This window comes from Streptomyces sp. NPDC058964 (assembly GCF_042741275.1).
Taxonomy (GTDB): Bacteria; Actinomycetota; Actinomycetes; order Streptomycetales; family Streptomycetaceae; genus Streptomyces.
In genome coordinates, this window is the sequence record NZ_JBHYKH010000135.1 from 1 (window position 1) to 18,698 (window position 18,698).

13 protein-coding genes, 1 tRNA gene and 1 riboswitch are annotated in these 18,698 nt (G+C 72.9%); of the genes, 6 read left to right on the forward strand and 8 right to left on the reverse strand.

Annotation, left to right across the window (positions count from 1 at the left end):
- Window positions 1–123: 123 nt before the first annotated feature.
- The 3 genes from ACFW2E_RS18650 to ACFW2E_RS18660 form a co-directional block, all read right to left on the reverse strand.
- Window positions 124–1,008 carry a slipin family protein gene (locus tag ACFW2E_RS18650; RefSeq protein WP_384467682.1) on the reverse strand — a complete coding sequence of 295 codons (885 nt, stop codon included), beginning with the start codon at window positions 1,006–1,008 and terminating at the stop codon, window positions 124–126.
- Between the two features lie 260 nt (window positions 1,009–1,268).
- Window positions 1,269–1,904: a GTP cyclohydrolase II gene (gene ribA / locus ACFW2E_RS18655; protein WP_384467684.1), complete on the reverse strand. Its 636-nt coding sequence runs from the start codon at window positions 1,902–1,904 to the stop codon at window positions 1,269–1,271.
- Window positions 1,905–2,046: 142 nt separating this feature from the next.
- The gene (locus tag ACFW2E_RS18660) at window positions 2,047–2,562 is read right to left on the reverse strand and encodes a MarR family winged helix-turn-helix transcriptional regulator (RefSeq protein WP_384467686.1); all 516 of its coding nucleotides are present in this window, start codon (window positions 2,560–2,562) and stop codon (window positions 2,047–2,049) included.
- 93 nt (window positions 2,563–2,655) lie between these two features.
- On the opposite strand from ACFW2E_RS18660, the gene ACFW2E_RS18665 reads away from it, so the two are divergent.
- The 3 genes from ACFW2E_RS18665 to ACFW2E_RS18675 all read left to right on the forward strand — a co-directional run bounded on the left by ACFW2E_RS18665 (window position 2,656) and on the right by ACFW2E_RS18675 (window position 5,431).
- On the forward strand, window positions 2,656–3,792 hold the full coding sequence (locus ACFW2E_RS18665) for a dihydrofolate reductase family protein (RefSeq protein ID WP_384467688.1): 1,137 nt from the start codon (window positions 2,656–2,658) through the stop codon (window positions 3,790–3,792).
- Between the two features lie 49 nt (window positions 3,793–3,841).
- Window positions 3,842–3,915: transfer RNA gene (locus ACFW2E_RS18670), tRNA-Met, on the forward strand.
- Between the two features lie 314 nt (window positions 3,916–4,229).
- A riboswitch (cyclic di-AMP (ydaO/yuaA leader) is annotated at window positions 4,230–4,389 on the forward strand.
- A gap of 7 nt (window positions 4,390–4,396) precedes the next feature.
- Window positions 4,397–5,431, forward strand: coding sequence for a M23 family metallopeptidase (locus tag ACFW2E_RS18675; protein WP_384467690.1), 1,035 nt, complete (start codon window positions 4,397–4,399; stop codon window positions 5,429–5,431).
- A 291-nt stretch (window positions 5,432–5,722) separates the two neighbouring features.
- Here the strand turns inward: ACFW2E_RS18675 and ACFW2E_RS18680 are convergent, their stop codons facing one another.
- From ACFW2E_RS18680 to ACFW2E_RS18695, 4 genes are all read right to left on the reverse strand, one after another.
- Window positions 5,723–7,060, reverse strand: a complete 1,338-nt coding sequence (locus ACFW2E_RS18680; RefSeq protein ID WP_384467692.1) for a PrsW family intramembrane metalloprotease — start codon at window positions 7,058–7,060, stop codon at window positions 5,723–5,725.
- Window positions 7,061–7,070: 10 nt separating this feature from the next.
- Complete coding sequence (gene trmB / locus ACFW2E_RS18685) at window positions 7,071–7,895, reverse strand: tRNA (guanosine(46)-N7)-methyltransferase TrmB (protein ID WP_384467694.1); 825 nt, start codon at window positions 7,893–7,895, stop codon at window positions 7,071–7,073.
- Window positions 7,896–7,936: 41 nt separating this feature from the next.
- Entirely contained in the window at window positions 7,937–9,115 is a 1,179-nt protein-coding gene (lhgO, locus tag ACFW2E_RS18690) for an L-2-hydroxyglutarate oxidase (protein WP_384467705.1), read from the reverse strand.
- Window positions 9,116–9,331: 216 nt separating this feature from the next.
- A complete protein-coding gene (locus ACFW2E_RS18695; protein ID WP_384467696.1) occupies window positions 9,332–10,756 on the reverse strand; it encodes an MFS transporter in 1,425 nt (474 codons plus the stop codon).
- 692 nt (window positions 10,757–11,448) lie between these two features.
- On the opposite strand from ACFW2E_RS18695, the gene ACFW2E_RS18700 reads away from it, so the two are divergent.
- The 3 genes from ACFW2E_RS18700 (at window position 11,449) to ACFW2E_RS18710 (ending at window position 17,871) form a co-directional block, all read left to right on the forward strand.
- On the forward strand, window positions 11,449–13,542 hold the full coding sequence (locus ACFW2E_RS18700; RefSeq protein ID WP_384467698.1) for an asparagine synthase-related protein: 2,094 nt from the start codon (window positions 11,449–11,451) through the stop codon (window positions 13,540–13,542).
- 145 nt (window positions 13,543–13,687) lie between these two features.
- Window positions 13,688–14,455, forward strand: a complete 768-nt coding sequence (locus tag ACFW2E_RS18705) for a calcium-binding protein (protein WP_384467700.1) — start codon at window positions 13,688–13,690, stop codon at window positions 14,453–14,455.
- A gap of 107 nt (window positions 14,456–14,562) precedes the next feature.
- On the forward strand, window positions 14,563–17,871 hold the full coding sequence (locus ACFW2E_RS18710) for an ATP-binding protein (protein ID WP_384467701.1): 3,309 nt from the start codon (window positions 14,563–14,565) through the stop codon (window positions 17,869–17,871).
- Here ACFW2E_RS18710 and ACFW2E_RS18715 read toward each other — a convergent pair.
- Window positions 17,858–18,698 (reverse strand): NPCBM/NEW2 domain-containing protein (locus ACFW2E_RS18715; RefSeq protein WP_384467703.1); only part of this gene is annotated, 841 nt, incomplete at its 5' end. The two genes, ACFW2E_RS18710 and ACFW2E_RS18715, sit on opposite strands and share 14 nt — an antisense overlap.

An 18,698-nucleotide genomic window follows, 5' to 3' on the forward strand; every position in this document is an offset into this window, starting at 1 on the left:
GCGGCGCGCGGCGCGCGCGGCGGCGGGGGGGGGGGGGGGGGGGGGCGCGCACACTCACCCGGTCGCGTGCGTGTCGTGCGGCGCTCGAGCCCTCGCCCCCCCCCCCCCCCCCCAGGCCGGCGGCTACCGGGGCCCTCCATTGGTTTCGGTCGCCCCGTTCGGTTCCGGTACGCGAACGGAGTTGGTCAGGTCGAGGGCCGGTACGGGCGTGGGGGACGGCGGCGCCGTGGCGGCGGCCGCGTTCGCTTCGCGGGTGAGGAAGGCGCCGAGGTCTCCGATGGTGCTCATCAGCGGTGCCGGGAAGACGACGGTGGTGTTCTTGTCCACGCCGATCTCGACCAGGCTCTGCAGGTTGCGCAGTTGCAGGGCGAGCGGATGGGCCATCATCGTGTCGGAAGCGTCACCCAGGGCGGCAGCGGCCAGGGATTCTCCCTCGGCGTTGATGATCTTGGAGCGCTTCTCCCGTTCGGCCTCGGCCTGCCGGGCCATCGCGCGCTTCATGGACTCGGGCAGCTGAATGTCCTTGAGCTCGACCAGGGTGACCTCCACGCCCCACTCGGTGGTGGTGACGTCGAGGATCTGACGGATGTCCAGGTTGATGCGGTCGGTTTCGGACAGGGTCTCGTCCAGGGTGTGCTGGCCGACGACCTTGCGCAGGGTGGTCTGGGCGATCTGGTTGATCGCCGAGTTCACGTTCTCGATCGCGATGACCGACTTGACGGCGTCGACCACACGGAAGTAGGCCACGGCCGAGACGTCGACGCTGACGTTGTCCTGGGTGATGATGCCCTGCGACTGGATCGGCATGGTGACGATGCGCAGCGAGATGCGGTGCAGGACGTCGACGAACGGGATGATGAACCGCAGCCCGGGGGAGCGTGTGCCGACCAGCCGGCCGAACCGGAACAGGACACCCATCTCGTACTGCCGGACGATGCGGATCGCCATCGCCAGCCCGATCAGGACGAAAACGGCCAGCACCACCAGGACCACAATCAAGGCGGCCATGTTTCGCTCCCTCGGAGGATGGACCGGGGCTATGGGGCACCAGGTCCGGAAAGGCGTCGCCGCAGTGGGGTACCGGGTGGCGCGAGACCGTTTGCCGGCCTCACTGCGAGTCTGCTCCGGCCGCCCTGCGGGACAGCAGGGCCGACCGGCCCTGTGTTCCCGCGACCGGCCCCTGTACTTGTCCGCCTGCCTCCCACGGTGCCCCGCCCCACGGTCGAATGGTGCTGGCCGTCGTCGACCGCGCCTCGCCGTGCGGCGGTTCAGCCGGCGCTGAGTTCCGTCAACTCGCCCAGCGGCAGCGTGTGCTGGGTCTGGAGGACCTTCGCCCGCAGGTAGCGGACGTTGTGGGCGGTGGTGAACACGCCCGTCGGGACGCGGTCGCGGACGGCGACGCCGAGGGAGCGGAGCTGCTGCGCCTTGTCGGGGTTGTTGGAGAGCAGGTCGAGCTCCTCGATGCCGAGGGCCCGCAGCATCTGCCCGGCGGCCGTGTAGTCGCGGGCGTCCTCCGGCAGGCCGAGGGCGGCGTTCGCCTCGTAGGTGTCCAGGCCCTGGTCCTGGAGGGCGTACGCGTCGAGCTTGTTGTAGAGACCGATGCCACGTCCCTCCTGGCGGAGGTAGAGCAGGACGCCACCACGGTCGGCGATGCGTTCGACCGCCTCGCGCAGCTGCGGGCCGCAGTCGCAGCGGGCCGAGCCGAAGACGTCGCCGGTCAGGCACTCGGAGTGCAGGCGGACCAGCGGGACCGGGCCGGGGTCGCCGAGGACGACGGCGACGTGTTCCTGGCCGTCCGCCAGGCCGTGGAAGGTGACGAGTTCGGCGTCGACGCTGTAACCGTCGTGGAAGCGCAGCGGTACCCGGACGCGGGTGCGAGGCGTGGCGGCGGGGGTGTCGGGCATGCGGGTTCTCCCGGGGTCCGTTCCTTGGATCCTGCTTCAGGCACTGCCTCAATGAGTTTCAGATTTGAAGCAGATACCGGGAAGGGAACCCTAACCCCTGCTTTAAATTTGAAGCAACAGGTTTGCGGATCTGTCGCCGGCGTCACGAACAGGACTTGGGCGACCGGCGCCGCCAGGGCACGTCGTCCGGCGCGCACCACGCGTCCTCGCCCATGAGCGCGTCCGCCACCGAGCCGAAGATGTCCTCCAGCTGCCGTACCTGCTCGGGGCTGAGGCGATCGAAGAGGGAGGCGCGTACGGTCGCCACGTGACCCGGTGCCGCACGCTCCAGAACGGCCGTCCCCTCGTCGGTCAGCACGGCGATGCTGCCCCGCTTGTCGGACGGGCACCCCTCGCGCCGTACCAGGCCGTCCTTCTCCAGCCGGGTCACGGCGTAGGTCAGCCGGCTCCGGGTGATCTTCGACTTCTCCGCCAGGTCGGTCATGCGAAGCCGCCGTTCCGGCGCCTCGGAGAGGTTGGCCAGGATGGAGTAGTACAGGTGCGGCATTCCGGTGTCCTGCTGGAGCTGCCGGTCGATCGCGTCCTCCAGGAGCAGGCTGCCGGCCATGTACGCGCGCCAGGCGCGCTGCTCCTCGGGGGTGAGCCAGCGGGTCGTCATACCGCCAGTGTAAGTTTGTTTCAAACTTGAACCAAGCCCCGCCCGTCCAGTATCCGTCCCCGCCCGTCGACCTCAGTCAAGGAGAGCGCGTCGATGCCGTACCCGTACGTCCTCTTGTCCGCCGCCGTCTCCCTCGACGGCTACCTGGACGACACCGGCCCCGAGCGGCTCCTCCTCTCCGGCCCCGCCGACTTCGACCGGGTCGACGAGGTACGGGCCTCGGTCGACGCGATCCTGGTCGGCGCCGGCACGATCCGAGCCGACAACCCGCGGCTTCTGGTCAACTCGCCCGTCCGGCGGGCCGCCCGGGTCGCCGCGGGCAGGCCCGAGTACCCCCTCAAGGTCACCGTCAGCGGCTCCGGCGACCTGGACCCGGACGCGAGGTTCTGGCACACGGGCGGCGAGAAGGTGGTCTACACGACCGAGAAGGGCGCCGAGCGGGCACGGGCGCTCGGTCTCGCCGCCGACGTCGTCCCGCTGGGCGCCGACCTCGACTGGCGGGCGCTGCTCGCACACCTGTACGAGGAGCGCGGGGTGCGCCGCCTGATGGTCGAGGGCGGCGGCACCGTCCACACCCAGCTGCTCCGGCAGGGCCTCGCCGACGAGCTCCAGCTGGTCCTCGCACCGCTCCTGGTGGGCGATCCGCGGGCGCCCCGGCTGTTCGGCCCCGGGGGCTTCCAGGGCGGGCGGCTCCGGCTCGTGGAGACGCGCCGCATCGAGGACGTCGTCCTGATGAGATACGAGCCGACGGCACCCGGCACCGGCACGTCGGTCACCGCGGCGGACCGGCACTGGATGCGGACCGCGTGCGAGCTGGCGGCGCTGTGCCCGCCCTCGGAGACGGCGTTCAGCGTGGGAGCCGTCGTGGTGGCCGCGGACGGGACCGAGCTGGCCCGCGGCCACTCGCGCGAGGGCGACGACCCGGTCGTGCACGCCGAGGAGGCGGCGCTGGCCAAGATCGACCCTGCCGACCCGAGGCTGGCCGCCGCGACCGTGTACTCCAGCCTGGAGCCCTGCGCCCGCCGGGCCTCGCGGCCCGCCCCCTGCGCGCGGCTGATCCTGGACGCGGGGGTGCGGCGGGTGGTCACGGCCTGGCGGGAGCCGGACACGTTCGTGGCGGGCGCCGACGGCAGCGGGCTGCTGGCCGGCCATGGCGTCGACGTCGTCGTACTGCCCGAGTTCGAGGGCCCGGCCAAGGCGCCGAACCGCCATCTCGTGGCCGGCGGATAAACCCGTGCGCGGGCACCCCTGAACATGGCGTATGCTTGAGACACAACGACGCGGGGTGGAGCAGCTCGGTAGCTCGCTGGGCTCATAACCCAGAGGTCGCAGGTTCAAATCCTGTCCCCGCTACTCAAGGCTCAGGGCCGGAGTCCAGTGAATGGACTCCGGCCCTGAGTGTTTTCCCCGGTCTGCTCATTTCCCCGGCCTGCGCACTGTCACGACGGGTGATCGGACGGGAGCCCTCCGCATAACGTCTGAGTCACCATCAAAAAGGGTGAGACTCCTGTACCGCGGCCAACTCGCCCGGTTTTCGCCGGTCATGGCAATTAAGTTCCGGCTGGAAATCGCTAATGATCAAGCCGAACGGCTTGGAATCTAACCTTCGGGTCTATTAACGTTCGATAACGCAGCGCGGTCGTCCCAGCCGTCACAAGAGGCGGCTCCGTGCGCACGCGCCGAATCCCGCGAGGGAACCGGGGAACCACCACCTTGGGGTGAATCACGCGGATGCCGCCGTGGCGACACGGCTCGTACACGCGCGTAGGAGACCTTCCCGCTCCGAACCCGTCAGCTAACCCGGTAGGCGGCGGAAGGAAAGGAGCACGCCCGCGTGGCGTCCAACCGGCCTGCCCCAGAAGCCCCGTTCGTGCCGAGTCAGCGCACCGAGACCTTCGGCTACGGCAGCTATCGCGCCGACGAGGGCCCCTGGGAGGAGTGGAATCCCACCGAGGAGTCCATCAGCCCGGTACGCGGCCGGCACCGCGTCTCCAAGCAGCGCGGCGGTGGACTCGCCCGCAGCTCCACGGTCCTGGGCGTCGGCGTCATAGCCGCCGTCGGCGCGGGCGGCATGGCCAGCGCCAACACCGGCAAGGCGCCGGTGTCCATCTCCGTGCCCGACCTGCCCTCCGTGGGCTCCCTGCTCGGCGAGAGCCACTCGGACGCGCCGAAGGGCTCCGCGACCGCCCTCAGCAGCGTCGGCGTGACCTCCACGGACAGCGCCCAGGGCGCCGGTGACGCCGGTGAGGCGCTGCGCAACCGCATCATGGCCCAGGCCGAGAAGCAGCAGAGCCAGGTCGACACCAAGGCCGCCGCCGCTGCCGTGGCCGCCGCCGACAAGCAGGTCGCCGACGCGGCCGCCAAGGCGGAGAAGGAGGCCGCCGCCAAGGCCGCCGACGCCAAGGCGAAGGCCGACGCCGAGGCCAAGAAGCAGGCCGAGGCCGAGCGGCTGGCCAAGCTGGCCAAGCAGTACACGCTGCCGACCTCCTCGTACACCATCACCTCGACCTTCGGTGAGGCCGGCGCCATGTGGTCCTCCGGCTACCACACCGGCCTCGACTTCGCCGCGCCCACGGGCACACTGATCAAGGCCATCCACAGCGGCACGATCACCCAGGCGGGCTGGGCCGGCTCCTACGGCTACCGCACGGTCCTCACCCTCGACGACGGCACCGAGCTGTGGTTCTGCCACCAGTCCTCGATCAACGTCTCGGTCGGGCAGAAGGTCAGCACGGGCGAGGTCATCGGCCGCGTGGGCGCCACGGGCAACGTCACCGGACCGCACCTCCACCTGGAGGTCCACCCGGGCGGCCAGGCCACCGGCATCGACCCGATGACGTGGCTGCACGGCAAGGGCCTCAACCCCTGACGGCACGCGGCCCAGGGCCCCTGGTGCACCTCTTCGATTTCCGGCAGTCCTGACGACACCCCCCCGACGTCAGGGCTGCCGGTCAGGTGTTCACGGGGTCTTCGCGGGCGTTTCCGGAATCCTCCACTCCGGTGTGTCCGCTCTCATAGAGCATGACTTCCCTTCGCGAACTCGGCTCCTCCGACCGAGGAGGAACCGGCGAGGCTCACCGACGCGTCGGCCCAGCCCTGCCTGCCTGCCTGCCTGCCGGGGCGGTGCGGGTCGCGGTCCGGGTTCCGGCCGCTCCGGAGCCTAGGACCGGTACGGGTTGTACGCGGGATACGGCTGCGGCCGGCCGTACCCGGCCTGAACCCCGTACGCCGGGCCATGGGCCCCGTAGACCGGCCAGGGCGCCTGCGCGGGCACCCGTACCGGTGCCGAGGCGCGCGCCGCGTACTCCATCGCGGGACGCGCGACGTGCCTCCGCTTCCACAGCTCCGCCAGCAACTCCCGCTCGCGCAGGGCGAAGTCGGCCCCCGCGCGCCCGCGCAGCCCCCGGCGCCGCAGGAAGGCCAGCGACGTCGCGTACGTCTCGTACCGCGCCACCTCGCGTGCCGCCGCCTTGCCCAGGTGGTGGCCGGCGTACTCCCGGGCCAGCTGCCGCGCCCGCATCGAGCTCAGCACGAACGGCTCGGTGAGCCCCAGCCAGCCGGCGACGACGTATGCCGGCAACTCCTCCCGCACGGTCCGCAGCTCGCGCTGCCGCGTCCAGATCGCCAGCCAGGTCAGCAGCCCGAACGCGGGCACCATGAAGGTCCCGTACACGGCGAAGAACCCGTACTCGCCGAAGGCCGAGGAGCCGTTCCAGAGCGCGTGCATGCTCATCGCGAGCAGCAGTCCGCCGAGCGGAACCAGGACGCGCCGGGCGTGCTGCCGCTCGGCGGAGAACGCGGCGATGCCGAAACCGATGCCGGTGAGGACGGTGAAGAGGGGGTGCGCGAACGGGGACATGATCACGCGCACGAAGAAGGTCGCGGCGGTGACGGAGGCGATGCCGCGGTCACCGGTGATCTGGTCGGTGCCGAAGGCGGTGCCGAGGTAGAGGATGTTCTCGGTGAACGCGAACCCGGTGGCGGTGACGCCCGCTATCACCACGCCGTCCACGATCCCCGTGAAGTCCCGTCTGCGGAAGAGGAAGACGAGGAGTACGGCCGCGGCCTTGGCGGACTCCTCGACGATGGGCGCTATGACGGTGGCGCCGAGGGTGTCGGCGCTGGACGGATCGGCGGTGGTGGCGGCTATCCACTTCGTCGCGAAGCTGTTGGCCACGATGGCTATCAGTGCCGCCGCGCAGGCCCCCCACGCGAACGCGAAGATCATGTTCCGCCAGGGCCCCGGCTCGACCCGGTCGAGCCAGCGGAAGGCGGCTATGAGCACCGGCACCGGCAGTACGGCGAGGCAGATGCCGACCAGGAACCCTTCCGTGCCGGTCTGTTCGCGCACGAGCGCGAGGATGACCAGCCCGGAGAGCGCCAGCAGGGCGATCAGTGCCCCGTACCGCACCCATCTGCGCTGCCACCAGCGCGGGTGGCGGAGCGCACCGTCCACCGGACCGGTGGGGTGCGTCGGATACGGGGGAAAGGCGGTCACGGCATTGACCCTAACCTCGCTGCTGCTCCCGGTGCTGTACGCGGCGGAAGAGCAGATCGTTCACCACATGACCCTTGTCCAGTCCCTGGCCCTCGAAACGGGTCAGCGGCCGGAAGTCCGGACGTGGCGCGAAACCGCCGTCGGGCCGGGTGTTCTCGAAGTCCGGATGGGCGGTCAGCACTTCCAGCATCTGCTCCGCGTACGGCTCCCAGTCCGTCGCGCAGTGCACGATCGCGCCGGGCCTCAGGCGGGTGGCGGCGAGGCTGAGGAACTCCGGCTGGATCAACCGCCGCTTGTGGTGACGCTTCTTGGGCCAGGGGTCGGGGAAGTAGACGCGCAGCCCGTCGAGCGAGTCGGGCGCGAGCATCTCGCGCAGCAGGATGATGGCGTCGCCGTTCCCGACCCGGACGTTGGACAGCCCGTTGGCGTCGGCGAGGTTGAGCAGGTTGCCCTGCCCCGGGGTGTGCACGTCGACGGCGAGGATGTTGAGTCCGGGGTTCCCCGCGGCCATCTGAGCGGTGGCCTCGCCCATGCCGAAACCGATCTCCAGCACGACGGGCCCGTCGTTCCCGAACAGCTCGCCCAGGTCGATGATCCGCTGCCCGTCGATGTCCAGCCCCCACTTGGGCCACAGCCGCTGCAGCGCGTCCGCCTGTCCCGCGGTCACCCGGCTCCGGCGCGGCTGGAAGCTCCTGATCCGCCGCTCGAAGTGCGACCCGGCCGGATCGGCCTTGGGCCCGTCGGGGAAGCGTGGCTCACCCTTGGCGCGGGTGTGCCGGACGGAGGCGCCGGGGACGTGCCGGGGAGATTCGGGGGTGTTCAGCGAGTCAGCCACAGTGGGACGATTTTACGCGAGGGCCGACATGAGCGGCCCCGTCACAGCGAGCCCAGCAGGGCCAGTGCCCTGCGCGCCACCTCCCTGCCGATCGGCAGGGACGCCGTGGCCGCGGGCGACGGAGCGTTCAGCACGTGCACGGCCCGTGCCCCCTCGCGGATCAGGAAGTCGTCGACGAGCGTCCCGTCCCGCAGGACGGCCTGCGCCCGCACCCCCGGGGCCGCCCGCACCAGGTCGGCCGCCTCCACGGCCGGCAGCAGCCGTCGCACCGAGTCGGTGAACGCCCTCTTCGACACCGAGCGCCGGAACTCCCCGGCCCCGTACCTCCAGTGCTGCCGGGCCATCGCCCACGCTCCGGGCCAGGCCAGCGTCCCGGCCACCTCACGCGGCCGTACGACCCCCCACCCGTACCCCTCGCGGGCCAGGGCGGGCACCGCGTTGGGCCCGACGTGCACACCCCCGTCGATCCCGCGCGTGAGATGCACCCCGAGGAACGGGAACGCCGGATCCGGCACCGGATACACCAGTCCGCGCACCAGACCGGGCCGCGCCAGCTCGTAGTACTCGCCCCGGAACGGCACGATCCGCATCTCGGGCTCGTCCCCGGTCATCCGGGCCACCTCGTCGCAGTACAGCCCGGCGCAGTTCACCAGCACCCGTCCGCGCACGACGTCCCCGGCGGCGGTCCGCACGGCCACCCCCAGCTCCGGCCGCCGGTCCACCCGCACGACCCGTGCGTCGTACCGGATCTCCGCCCCGGACGCCTCGGCGAGCTGCCGTGCGACCCCGGCGAAATCGGCCACGCCGGTCGTCCCGACGTGTATGGCCGCCAGTCCCCGCACCTCCGGCTCGTACTCGGCGATCTGCGCGGTGCCCAGCTCGCGCACCGGGATCCCGTTCTCCCGGCCGCGCTGGACCAGCGAGTGCAGCCGGGGCAGCTCGGACCGCTCGGTGGCGACGATCAGCTTGCCGGTGACGGCGTGCGCGATGCCGTACTCCGCGCAGAACTTCACCATCTCCGCCGCGCCCCGCACCGCGTACCGCGCCTTGAGCGAGCCCGGCCGGTAGTAGATCCCGCTGTGGATGACGCCGCTGTTGCGCCCCGTCTGGTGCCGGGCGGGACCCGGCTCCTTCTCCAGCACCGTCACCCGGGTGCCGGGTGCGGCACGCGTGATCGCATACGCCGTCGACAGACCGACGATCCCGCCGCCGATCACCATCACGTCGCAGTCGTACGCGACCTCCCGCACCTGCACCACCTCCGGCTTCGATAGTGCACTGTGCCACTGACAGTGTCTTGCAACCCAGCGGAGGGCAGCGCCCCCGAAGGGGCGCGCGGCTGTGACACCAGCGGCTCCCCCGCGGGACGCGACCAGCCACAGACAGCCACCGCTCCCAGGTCCGCACCAGCCATGCAGATGCCGGGGAACCCGGTGCTAGGCCGGGGCCATGAGCAGCGGCCGCGCGCGCTCCCGCAATTCGACCACGCGTGGTTCGTCTCCGTACGGCTCCAGCCGGTGCAGCAGGTCCTTCACGTACTCCGTGGTGCGCGCGGACGATATCCGCCCGGCGACCTCCACCGCACGTACGCCCTGCTCACAGGCCGCGTCCAGATTGCCCGACTCCAGTTCGGCGACCGCCGAGACGACCAGCCGCAGTCCGTGCGAGCGCACGAACTCCTCCGTCGGCTTCGACAGCGCCTGTTCCGTGAAGCGGCGGACCTGGCGCGGTGCCTTCAGGTCGCGGTAGCACTCGGCGGCGTCGGCGGCGAACCGGTCGTAGGAGTAGAAGCCGAGCCAGGTGGGGTCGTTGTCGCCCTCCCGGGACCGCTCCAGCCAGCCCTCGGCGGCCTTCAGGGCGGCGCCCGCCGCCTGGGCGTCACCGGCGCGTGCGTGCGCGCGTGCCTCGACCAGGCGGAAGAAACTCATGGTGCGGGCGGTGGCCAGACCCCGGTTGCGCTCCAGGGCCGCCTGCGCGAGGTCGACGCCCTCGTCGCCGAAGCCCCGGTAGGTCGCCTGCAGCGACATCGACGCCAGGACGTAGCCCCCCAGGGGGACGTCGGCGGCCGCACGCGAGAGGCGCAGGGCCTGGATGTAGTACCGCTGGGCCGCCTCCTGCTGGCCCGTGTCGAAGGCCATCCAGCCCGCGAGACGGGTGAGTTCGGCGGAGGCCCCGAACAGGGCGCGGCCCACCTCGTCGGAGTACGAGCCGAGCAGCAGCGGTGCCGCCTCCACCCGTAAACACTCGGGCACCATCGACGAACGCCAGTCGCCGCCCCCGTACTTGGAGTCCCAGCGCCTGGCGTCCTCGGCCGCCTCCCGCAGCTTCTGCACATCGCTGTGGCCGACTTTGAGCGGTGCGCCCGAGCCCTCGGACGGGTTCGCCTCGCGCGCCACCGAGCTGTCGGCGGGGGTTATCAGCCACCGCGAGGCGGGCGTTGCGTATGCGCTCACCGCGAACGATCCGGCGAGCGACTGCCAGATGCCGCCGGAGCCGGCCCGGCGCCCGGCGAGGTCGAGACGGTAGAGCTCCGTCGCCGACCGCACCGCCTGGCCGACGTCTCTCGGGAAGGCGAGGCCCACTTCCGGCGCGGGATCCGCGTCCGCCAGGCCGATCTCGTGGAGCGGCACCGGGCGGCCGAGCTTCTGGCCTATCGCGGCGGCGATGAGGTGCGGCGCGGCACCCTGCGGCACCATGCCCTTCGACACCCAGCGCGCCACCGACGTCTTGTCGTAGCGAAGAGTCAACCCGCGTTGGGCGCCAAGGTCGTTGACGCGTCGCGCGAGCCCTGCGTTGCTGATTCCCGCGAGGGCGAGAACGGTGCCGAGTTTTTCGTTCGGCCCGCGTTGCTCCCTGGACATGCGCCACCCCTCGACACAGACGGCTGCCGCGCTGGCATAACCACGCGGCATTCGTAAACCCAGCGTAGTTCGCCGCATCCCAAGCGTTAAGGGGCATTCTTCCGGATGGCGGGATTGTGGCCCGTACGGAAGCGCGGGCCCTGTACGCACCGTGCACGGCCTGTCGCGGCGTGCCCCCGCCGTGTGGCCGTGCGCCCGTCCGTGCGCTCTTCTCCGGCCACATGGGGAGCGGTTCCATGGATGGTGCGTGGGTCGGCCCGCTGTACTGGATCCAGTGGGCTGGGGGACACCGCCGCCTACATCCCCGCGGGCGGCGGACCGGTCCGGGGGGTGCGCCTCGCCTCCCGGGCTGCGCGCCGCCGGACGGTGCGCGGAGCCTGTACGGAGCGTGTCCGAGCGTGCTTTCGTAACGTCGAATTGGCTGAAAATCGACCCCCCTCCGCCAGGGTGATTACCGCTCCCACCACGGAAGTTGAGGGCGCGAAGGGCGTTTTCGGGGAGCGTATCGGGGGCGCATTCGAGTCGCAGTTCCCCTGTGTCGTACGGAGGTTCGCTTCCGCACGGCCACGCGCGCGTGGGCGCATTCCATCGGCCGAAGGCGGCGCCGCCGCACCTCGGGGGCGCGTTCTTCATGGCAGCATGGTGAACCGGTTCGTACGGTGCACTGTTGTCCACAGCCTGTGGAGGCGTCGATGCGGTGGTTGGTGGGATGGAGCAGCACCGCCGCCGGTGCCGTCGCGACCGGCTCCGCCGGCGCCACCGGATACGACGGCGAGACCGTGCACCCGGTCGGTTCCCAGCTCCTGTGGGGCGACCCCGACCCCCTGTGGGCGGTCGGCGACTGGCGCCCGGACGAGGTGCGCGTGGTGAAGTCCGACGCGCAGAACCGGATCGCCGTCCTGGGTACCTGCGGCGCCTCCGACGAGGAACTGCGGCTCGGCCTGTTCACCGCGCGCGGAGGGGCACTTCGGCATCTGACCGCCTGGCCCGGCAGCTACACGGCCGTCGTCCAGGTCGGCCGCCGCGTCACCGTCTGCGGCGATCTCGCGGGCGCCCGGCCGGTCTTCCACACCCCCTGGGCCGGCGGCACCGCGTACGCCACCGCCGCGCTGCCGCTCGCCGACCTCATCGAGGCCAACCTCGACTTCGGCCACCTCGCCGCGCTGCTCGCCGCTCCCGACGTACCGGCCGCGCTGCACGACTCGACGCCGTACGACGGCGTGCGGCGGGTACCACCGGGGCATGCGCTGATCCTGCGCGCCGGAGCGCGCGAGATCGCCGGGTACGAGCAGGTCGCCTCCCTCGCGGTGGCGGCGCCCTCGGCCGACCCCGACCGCGCCGTGGACGCGGTGCGGGACGCGCTCGTGGAGGCGGTCCGCGCCCGGCTCTCCGCACCCCGGCACGTCCCCGACATCGACCCGGGGCCGGTGCCCGGCATGGGACCGGCCGAACGGCGCGCCGCGCGCGGGATGCCCGTGCCGGGAATCGGCGCCGACCTGTCCGGGGGCCCCGCCTCGGGCACGCTGGCCCTGCTCGCCGCCGGCCTCCCGGGCATGCCGGGCACGATCCTGGGCCACGGCACCGGCGCAGGTGAACGCCTGCTGGCCGTCACCTTCAACGACCTGGCCGTCGGCGGCCGCGAGGCCGAACTCGAGCGGGCCGGGACACTCGCGGCCAACCCGCGCCTGCACCACGTCGTCGTGGCCGGCGGCGAGGAGGTGCTGCCGTACGCCGACCTGGACGGCCCGCTGACCGACGAACCGGCGCCGTCGCTGGTGACGGCGGGCCGCCATCGCGCGCGCCTGGCGTCGGGCAGCGCCGACCACTTCACCGGCTACGGCGCCCGTCAGGTCCTGGACGCCCACCCGGCCCGCCTCGCGGACCTCCTGATGGACCGCAAACGGCGCCATCTGGTGCGCCCGGTGGCGGCACTGGCCAAGGCGGACGGCTCGGTGATGGTTCCCGCGCGCGTCTACAGCGCGGCACGGCGGCTGGCCCGGACCCCGTACCGGGCAGGCGTGGAGGTGCTCGCCGAACGTCTCCTGCGCCGTCGCTTCGACGAGCCCGGAGGCGCGGTCGGAGCGTCCCTCGCGGCGCTCACCTGGGCCAGACCGGGGCCCGCGGCGCGCTGGCTGACCGGCGAGGCACTGGCTGAAGTATCGGTTCTCCTCCAGGGCTCGGCGAACCGGTCCGGAGTGGGTCCCGGCCAGCGCCCCGGCGACTACCGCGCGCGTGCGGCGCTGGCCCGGTACGCGGCGGACATCCGGATGCTGGAGCAGGCCGCCGAGATCCGCTCCCAGCGCCTGCACGCCCCGTTCCTCGACAACCAGGTGGTCCGCGCCTGCCGAGAGCTCCCCGAAGCCCTCAGGGTCCAGCCCGGCGCCCGCGCCGCCATCCTCCGCACGGTCCTGGAGGGCGCCGGCGTCACCGACCTCCCGCCCGGCTGGGGCGCCCCCTCCCACGCCTCCTCGGCCGCCGCCGCCCGCACGGGCCTGCGGGTGGCCGCCGACTCCCTCGTCTCCCTCTTCACCACCCCCCTTCTCGCCGAGGCGGGCCTGATCGAGGCCCGTGTGGTCCGCAAGGCCCTGCGCGGCGCGGCGGCGGGCGAGCCGCTGCCGCTGGACGGCCTGGCCGACCTGGTCTCCCTCGAGCTGTGGCTGCGCCGCCTGCTGGCACGCAGGGGGACGTGCTGGACGGGCACACCGGCACGCGCGCGTGCGGTGCCGGCCGGGATCACGCCCCAGCGGGGCGCGTTGGGGGCGGGGGCCGCCGCGCGACAGGTCTAGGCCCGCGGTGGACGACGGCCGGTGACCGTCCGTACGTCCCGTGAACACCAGGTGTCCACGTCATGACCGCCGTACAACCAACAGGACACATCGCTGGTCTTCTCCACGCCCGGACCGAGATCCGGCTCATCGTGCCTGGAGAAACATGCGAATCCGTACGGCCGCGGCCGCCACCGTGGGCACCTTGGCGCTGCTCACCTTCCTCGCCCCCGCCGCGCAGGCGGACACCCACAAGGGCGACACCGTCTTCACGTCGGTGACCTTCAGCAGGACCACCGTCGACGTCGGCGTCAGCGCCGCGCAGACCCTGACGGTCACCGCGACCGCCAAGGACGGCTCCGGCATCAGCAACATCTGGGGCGGCAAGCTGGTCAGCCCCGACGACCACATCCTCTACCCCGGCTCCGCCTCCTGCACCAGGCCCACGTCGACGACGATGAAGTGCACGTGGAAGTACACCCTGGAGGCCGACCGCACCGACTACGCCGACCTCGCGAACAGCAGCGCCGGCACCTGGCACCTCGACGCCGAGGCGGCGGCCAACGACCACGACTACTACCAACTCGTCGACAGCAAGTCGGTCAAGATCAAGCGCTACGCCAAGCTGACCGTCACCCAGGCGGCCCCCGAACCCGTGGCCAAGGGGGGAACGCTCACGGTGACCGGCACCCTGACCCGGGCCAACTGGGACACCAACGCCTACGCCGGCTACGGCTCCCAGCACGTTGCCCTGCAGTTCAAGAAGTCCGGCTCCTCGGCGTACGGCACCGTCAAGACGGTGACCACCGACAGCAGCGGCAGGCTGAAGGCGACGGTCACCGCGAACTCGGCGGGCACCTGGCGCTGGAAGTTCGCGGGAACGGGCACGACGAGCGGGGCGACGGCGACCGGGGACAGCGTGGCCCTGAAGTAGCCGGCGGCGGACCGGCGCCGGGTGCTCCTCGGCACCGGTCCGCGGAAGTGGGGCGACCAGCCCGTAAACCTCCTGCCCCGGCTCGTCCCCCCGGCGACAATGACCCGGTGCGGTACAGAATCCTGGGCCTGACCCAAGCTACGGACGACCAGGGCACCCCCATCCCCATCGGCGGCTCCCGCCTCCGCGCGCTGCTCGCCGCCCTCGCCCTCCGCCCCGGCCGCACCACGGCCGCCCGGACCCTGATCGACGAGGTCTGGGCGGACGACCCGCCCCAGGACGCCCCGGCCGCCCTCCAGGCGCTGGTCGGCCGCCTGCGCCGTACCGTCGGCAGGCACACCGTCGCCTCCGGCCCCGGCGGTTACCGCCTCGAAGCGACCCGGGACGACGTCGACCTCCACGTCTTCGAACGCCTGGTGCGCGAGGGAACCGCCGCCCTCGACCGGGGCGACCCGGCCACCGCACGCGCCACCCTCACCGAGGCCCTCGGCCTCTGGTACGGCCCCGCCCTCGCCGACCTCCCCGACCGCACCGCCGCGACCCGCCCGGAGGCGCTGCGCCTGGAGGCGACCCGTGCCCGCGCGGCCGCCGCGCTCGGACTCGGCCGCGCCCACGACGTCGTACCCGAGCTGAGGGAACTGACCACGGCCCATCCGTACGACGAAGGGCTGCACGCCCTCCTCGTCCGCGCCCTGCGCGACACCGGCCGGACCGCGGACGCCCTCGCCGCCTACGACACCGCCCGCCGCACCCTCGCCGACGGTCTGGGCACCGACCCCGGCCCGGAACTCCGGGCCCTCCACACCGGCCTGCTGGCGCGAGGGGCCGCGGCGGCCCCGGTGGATCCGGCCCGGTCCTCCCTCGCCCGGCCCCCCGGCCGCGTCGGCAACCTCCGCCCCCGGCTGACGTCCTTCGTCGGCCGGCAACCGGAGATCGCGGCCATCCGTTCCGAACTGCACGGTGCCCGTCTCGTCACGCTCACCGGTCCCGGCGGTTCGGGCAAGACCCGGCTCGCCGAGGAGGCCGCCGCCGGGCTCCCGCAGGCGTGGCTGGTCGAGCTCGCCCCGCTCGACCGGCCGGAGGCGGTGCCGGGCGCGGTGGTCAGCGCGCTCGGTCTGCGCGAGACCGTCCTCATGACCAGTGAACTGGCGGTCCCGCAGGGCGACCCGGTCGCCCTGCTCGTCGAGCACTGCGCCCAGCGCAGCCCACTTCTGATCCTCGACAACTGCGAACACGTCATCGGCGCGGCCGCCGACCTCGCCGAGACCCTGCTCACCCGCTGCCCTGGGCTCACGATCCTCGCCACCAGCCGCGAACCGCTGGGCGTCCCCGGTGAGGCGGTCCGCCCGGTCGAACCCCTCGCTCCCGAGCAGGCGCACCGCCTCTTCGAGGAGCGCGCGGCGGCCGCCCGCCCCGACGCCACGCTCCGGGACACGGAGGCGGTCGCCGAGATCTGCCGGCGCCTGGACGGGCTGCCCCTCGCCATCGAGCTGGCCGCCGCCCGCCTGCGGCTGCTGACGCCCCGGCAGATCGCCGACCGCCTCGACGACCGCTTCCGCCTCCTGACCTCCGGAAGCCGTACGGTCCTGCCCCGCCAGCAGACCCTGCGCGCCGTGGTCGACTGGTCCTGGGACCTGCTCGACGAACGCGAGCGCACGGTGCTGCGCGAGGTGTCGGTGTTCGCCGGCGGCTGGGATCTCGAGGCGGCGGAGGCCGTGTGCACCGGCCCGGCGGCGGAGCTGATCGGGGCGCTCGTCGACAAGTCCCTCGTCGTAGCGGCACCCGGCGGCCCGGACGGCTCCGGAGGCATGCGGTACCGCATGCTGGAGACCATCCAGGAGTACGCCACCGAGCGCGCGGCCGAGGTCCCCGAGCTGCGTGCGGCGGCCGGGCTGCGGCACCGCGCGTGGGTGCGCGCCCTGGTCGAGCGGGCCGAGCCGCTGCTGCGATCCGAGGCACAGCTGCCCTGGATCTCCCGGCTGGAGAGCGAGCTGGACAACATCCGCGCGGCCCTCGACCGCACGCTTTCCGACGGTGACGAGGAGACTGCAGGCGCGATCGTCCTCGCCGTCGGATGGTTCTGGTGGCTGCGCAACTACCGCCAGGAGGCGGAGAAATGGGTGGACGCGGTGCTGCGCCTGGGCGTCGCGCTGGACGCCCTGTCCGGGGGCGCCCCGGCGGACGGCCTGGACCGGCTCGTCGCCTCGGCCGATCCGGTGGGCGCCTTCCTGGCCGCCCCCGATGCGGAGGCCGGGCATCCGCTGGCAGCACTGCGCATGGACATCCGGATGCTCCACATGTTCCTGACCTCCGAGTCCGGCTCGACGGAGCTGCTGACGGACGAGCGGGCCCCGGAGTACATCGCGCGCGTGCGAGCCGCCTATGAGATCGGGGGACCGCAGGCCGCCCGGCTGCCGGGCATCGTGTGGCCGCTGACCTCGTACTACCTGGGCGGCCCGGTGGAGCTGGGGCCCGGCATGGACGCGGCGGTCGCCAACTGCCGCGCGCACGGCGAGGACTGGGCGGTCGGCGTCAGCCTGATGTACCGCGCCCACGTGGTCGTCGACTCGCCCGGCAATCTGCGGGGCGTCGACGAGGACCTGGCCGAGCTGAGGGTGCTCAGCCGGCGTGTGGGGGACCGCTGGATGCGGGCCCAGGTGTGCAGCGCGGCAGGCGAGGCGGCCATGGTGCGCGGCCGGTTCGAGGAGGCCGGGCGGGAGTACGAGGAGGCGTTGCGGCTGGCCTACGAGGTGGGCGCGTACGCCGAGTCGCCGTTCCTGATCGCGCGGGTCGCCGAGATCGCCTACCGCTCGGGCGACCGGACGGCCGCGCTGGCCGCCCTGGACGAGGCGGGCGCGGCCGCCGACCGGTACGCGGTGGCCGAGTCCAGGGCGTTCGTGCTGCTGCTGCGGGCGCACATCGCCCAGGACGACGGAGACACGGCCCAGGCACGCGAGCTGTTCGAGGAGGTCCGTGCGACGGCGAGGGGCGGCACCCCGCCGCCCCAGTTCACGGCGGCCATGGGCGCGGTCGAGGCCCTGATCACGGCCGGCGAGTCAGGCCCCGCGCAGGGGCTGCGGATCGTGGCCGCGGCGCTGCGCGAGGCCGTGGAGCGGCGGTGCGCCGAGGCGGTCACGGCGGCCCTCGTGGACATCGGGGCCGAGCTGCTGGCCCGGCTCGGCGACCTGGCGGGAGCGGTCCGGCTGTACGCCGCCGCCGACCACTGGCGCGACGGCAATCCCCGCCCCGAACCGGAGCGCACCTGCGCCGAGGGCGTCGACGCCACGGCCCGCGCGGAACTGTCCCCCGAGCACTACGCGGCCGCGCGCGCCGAAGGGGCGTCCTTCTCCGCGGACGACGTCCTGCGGGATTTGGAAGGGACGCCGACCGCCCACGGCAGGTCTACCGGCAGGTGAACCGCGAGTCCGCCCAGTCCGCGAGCGCCGTGGAGTCCAGAGCGCCCCGGCCCGGATCGACCACCAGCCGTACGGCCCTGTGCCCGGTCAAGTTCACATGGACGGGGACTGCCGGGTCCCCGCCCCTGACCACGCCGGAGCGCCACAGCCGGGTGCCGTCCGCGTAGACGGAGAAGCGGACCCCGCCGAGTCCCAGGGTCAGGTCGTCGACACCGGCCATGGCGTCGTAGGCGGCGCACTCGCGGTTGAGGTCGACGGTGACGGAGGAGTCGCCGTGCACGGTCACCCCGCGCGTGTACCGCTTGTCCGCGACGGACAGGCCGTAGCGCCGCCACACCCAGCTGCTCCCGGCCAGCCGCATCTCGGGCCTGCTGCCGTCGCCGGTGATGTCGTACCGCAGGTCGCTCCACTCGTAGACGACCGGAGCCGGCGGGGGCGTGGGCGTCGGTGTCGGTGACGAAGTCGGGGTGGGCCTCGGCGGCGGCCCGGGCGCGGGGGTCCGCGGCGGTGCCGGGCGCGGGCTCGGTGCCGGCCCGGGGCTCCGGCCGGGAGTGGGGGACGCGGTCCGGGCCGGGGGCGGAGCCGCCGCGGGGACGACGGCCGGGGCCTTCGGACCGGGTTCCTCCTCCTTCTCCTCCTCCTTCTTCTCCTTCTTCTTCGAGGGCGTGGAAGCCGGCGGCTGCGACCGGACGACCGGCGGCGAGGAGGACGGCCTGGCGACCTCTCCGGCCGGGTGGCTGTCGTTCATCAGCGCGAGCGCGACCGCGGCCACCCCGACCGCAACCACTCCGGCCGCGACACCGGCCTTCACCGGCCCGGCCAGCCCC

Excerpts from the sequence above, each read along its gene's own strand:
- ACFW2E_RS18650 (WP_384467682.1), bottom strand. The coding sequence starts at position 1,008 with ATGGCCGCCTTGATTGTGGTCCTGGTGGTGCTGGCCGTTTTCGTCCTG.
- ribA (WP_384467684.1), bottom strand. The coding sequence starts at position 1,904 with ATGCCCGACACCCCCGCCGCCACGCCTCGCACCCGCGTCCGGGTACCG.
- ACFW2E_RS18660 (WP_384467686.1), bottom strand. The coding sequence starts at position 2,562 with ATGACGACCCGCTGGCTCACCCCCGAGGAGCAGCGCGCCTGGCGCGCG.
- ACFW2E_RS18665 (WP_384467688.1), top strand. The coding sequence starts at position 2,656 with ATGCCGTACCCGTACGTCCTCTTGTCCGCCGCCGTCTCCCTCGACGGC.
- lhgO (WP_384467705.1), bottom strand. The coding sequence starts at position 9,115 with ATGGTGATCGGCGGCGGGATCGTCGGTCTGTCGACGGCGTATGCGATC.
- ACFW2E_RS18695 (WP_384467696.1), bottom strand. The coding sequence starts at position 10,756 with ATGTCCAGGGAGCAACGCGGGCCGAACGAAAAACTCGGCACCGTTCTC.
- ACFW2E_RS18700 (WP_384467698.1), top strand. The coding sequence starts at position 11,449 with ATGCGGTGGTTGGTGGGATGGAGCAGCACCGCCGCCGGTGCCGTCGCG.
- ACFW2E_RS18705 (WP_384467700.1), top strand. The coding sequence starts at position 13,688 with ATGCGAATCCGTACGGCCGCGGCCGCCACCGTGGGCACCTTGGCGCTG.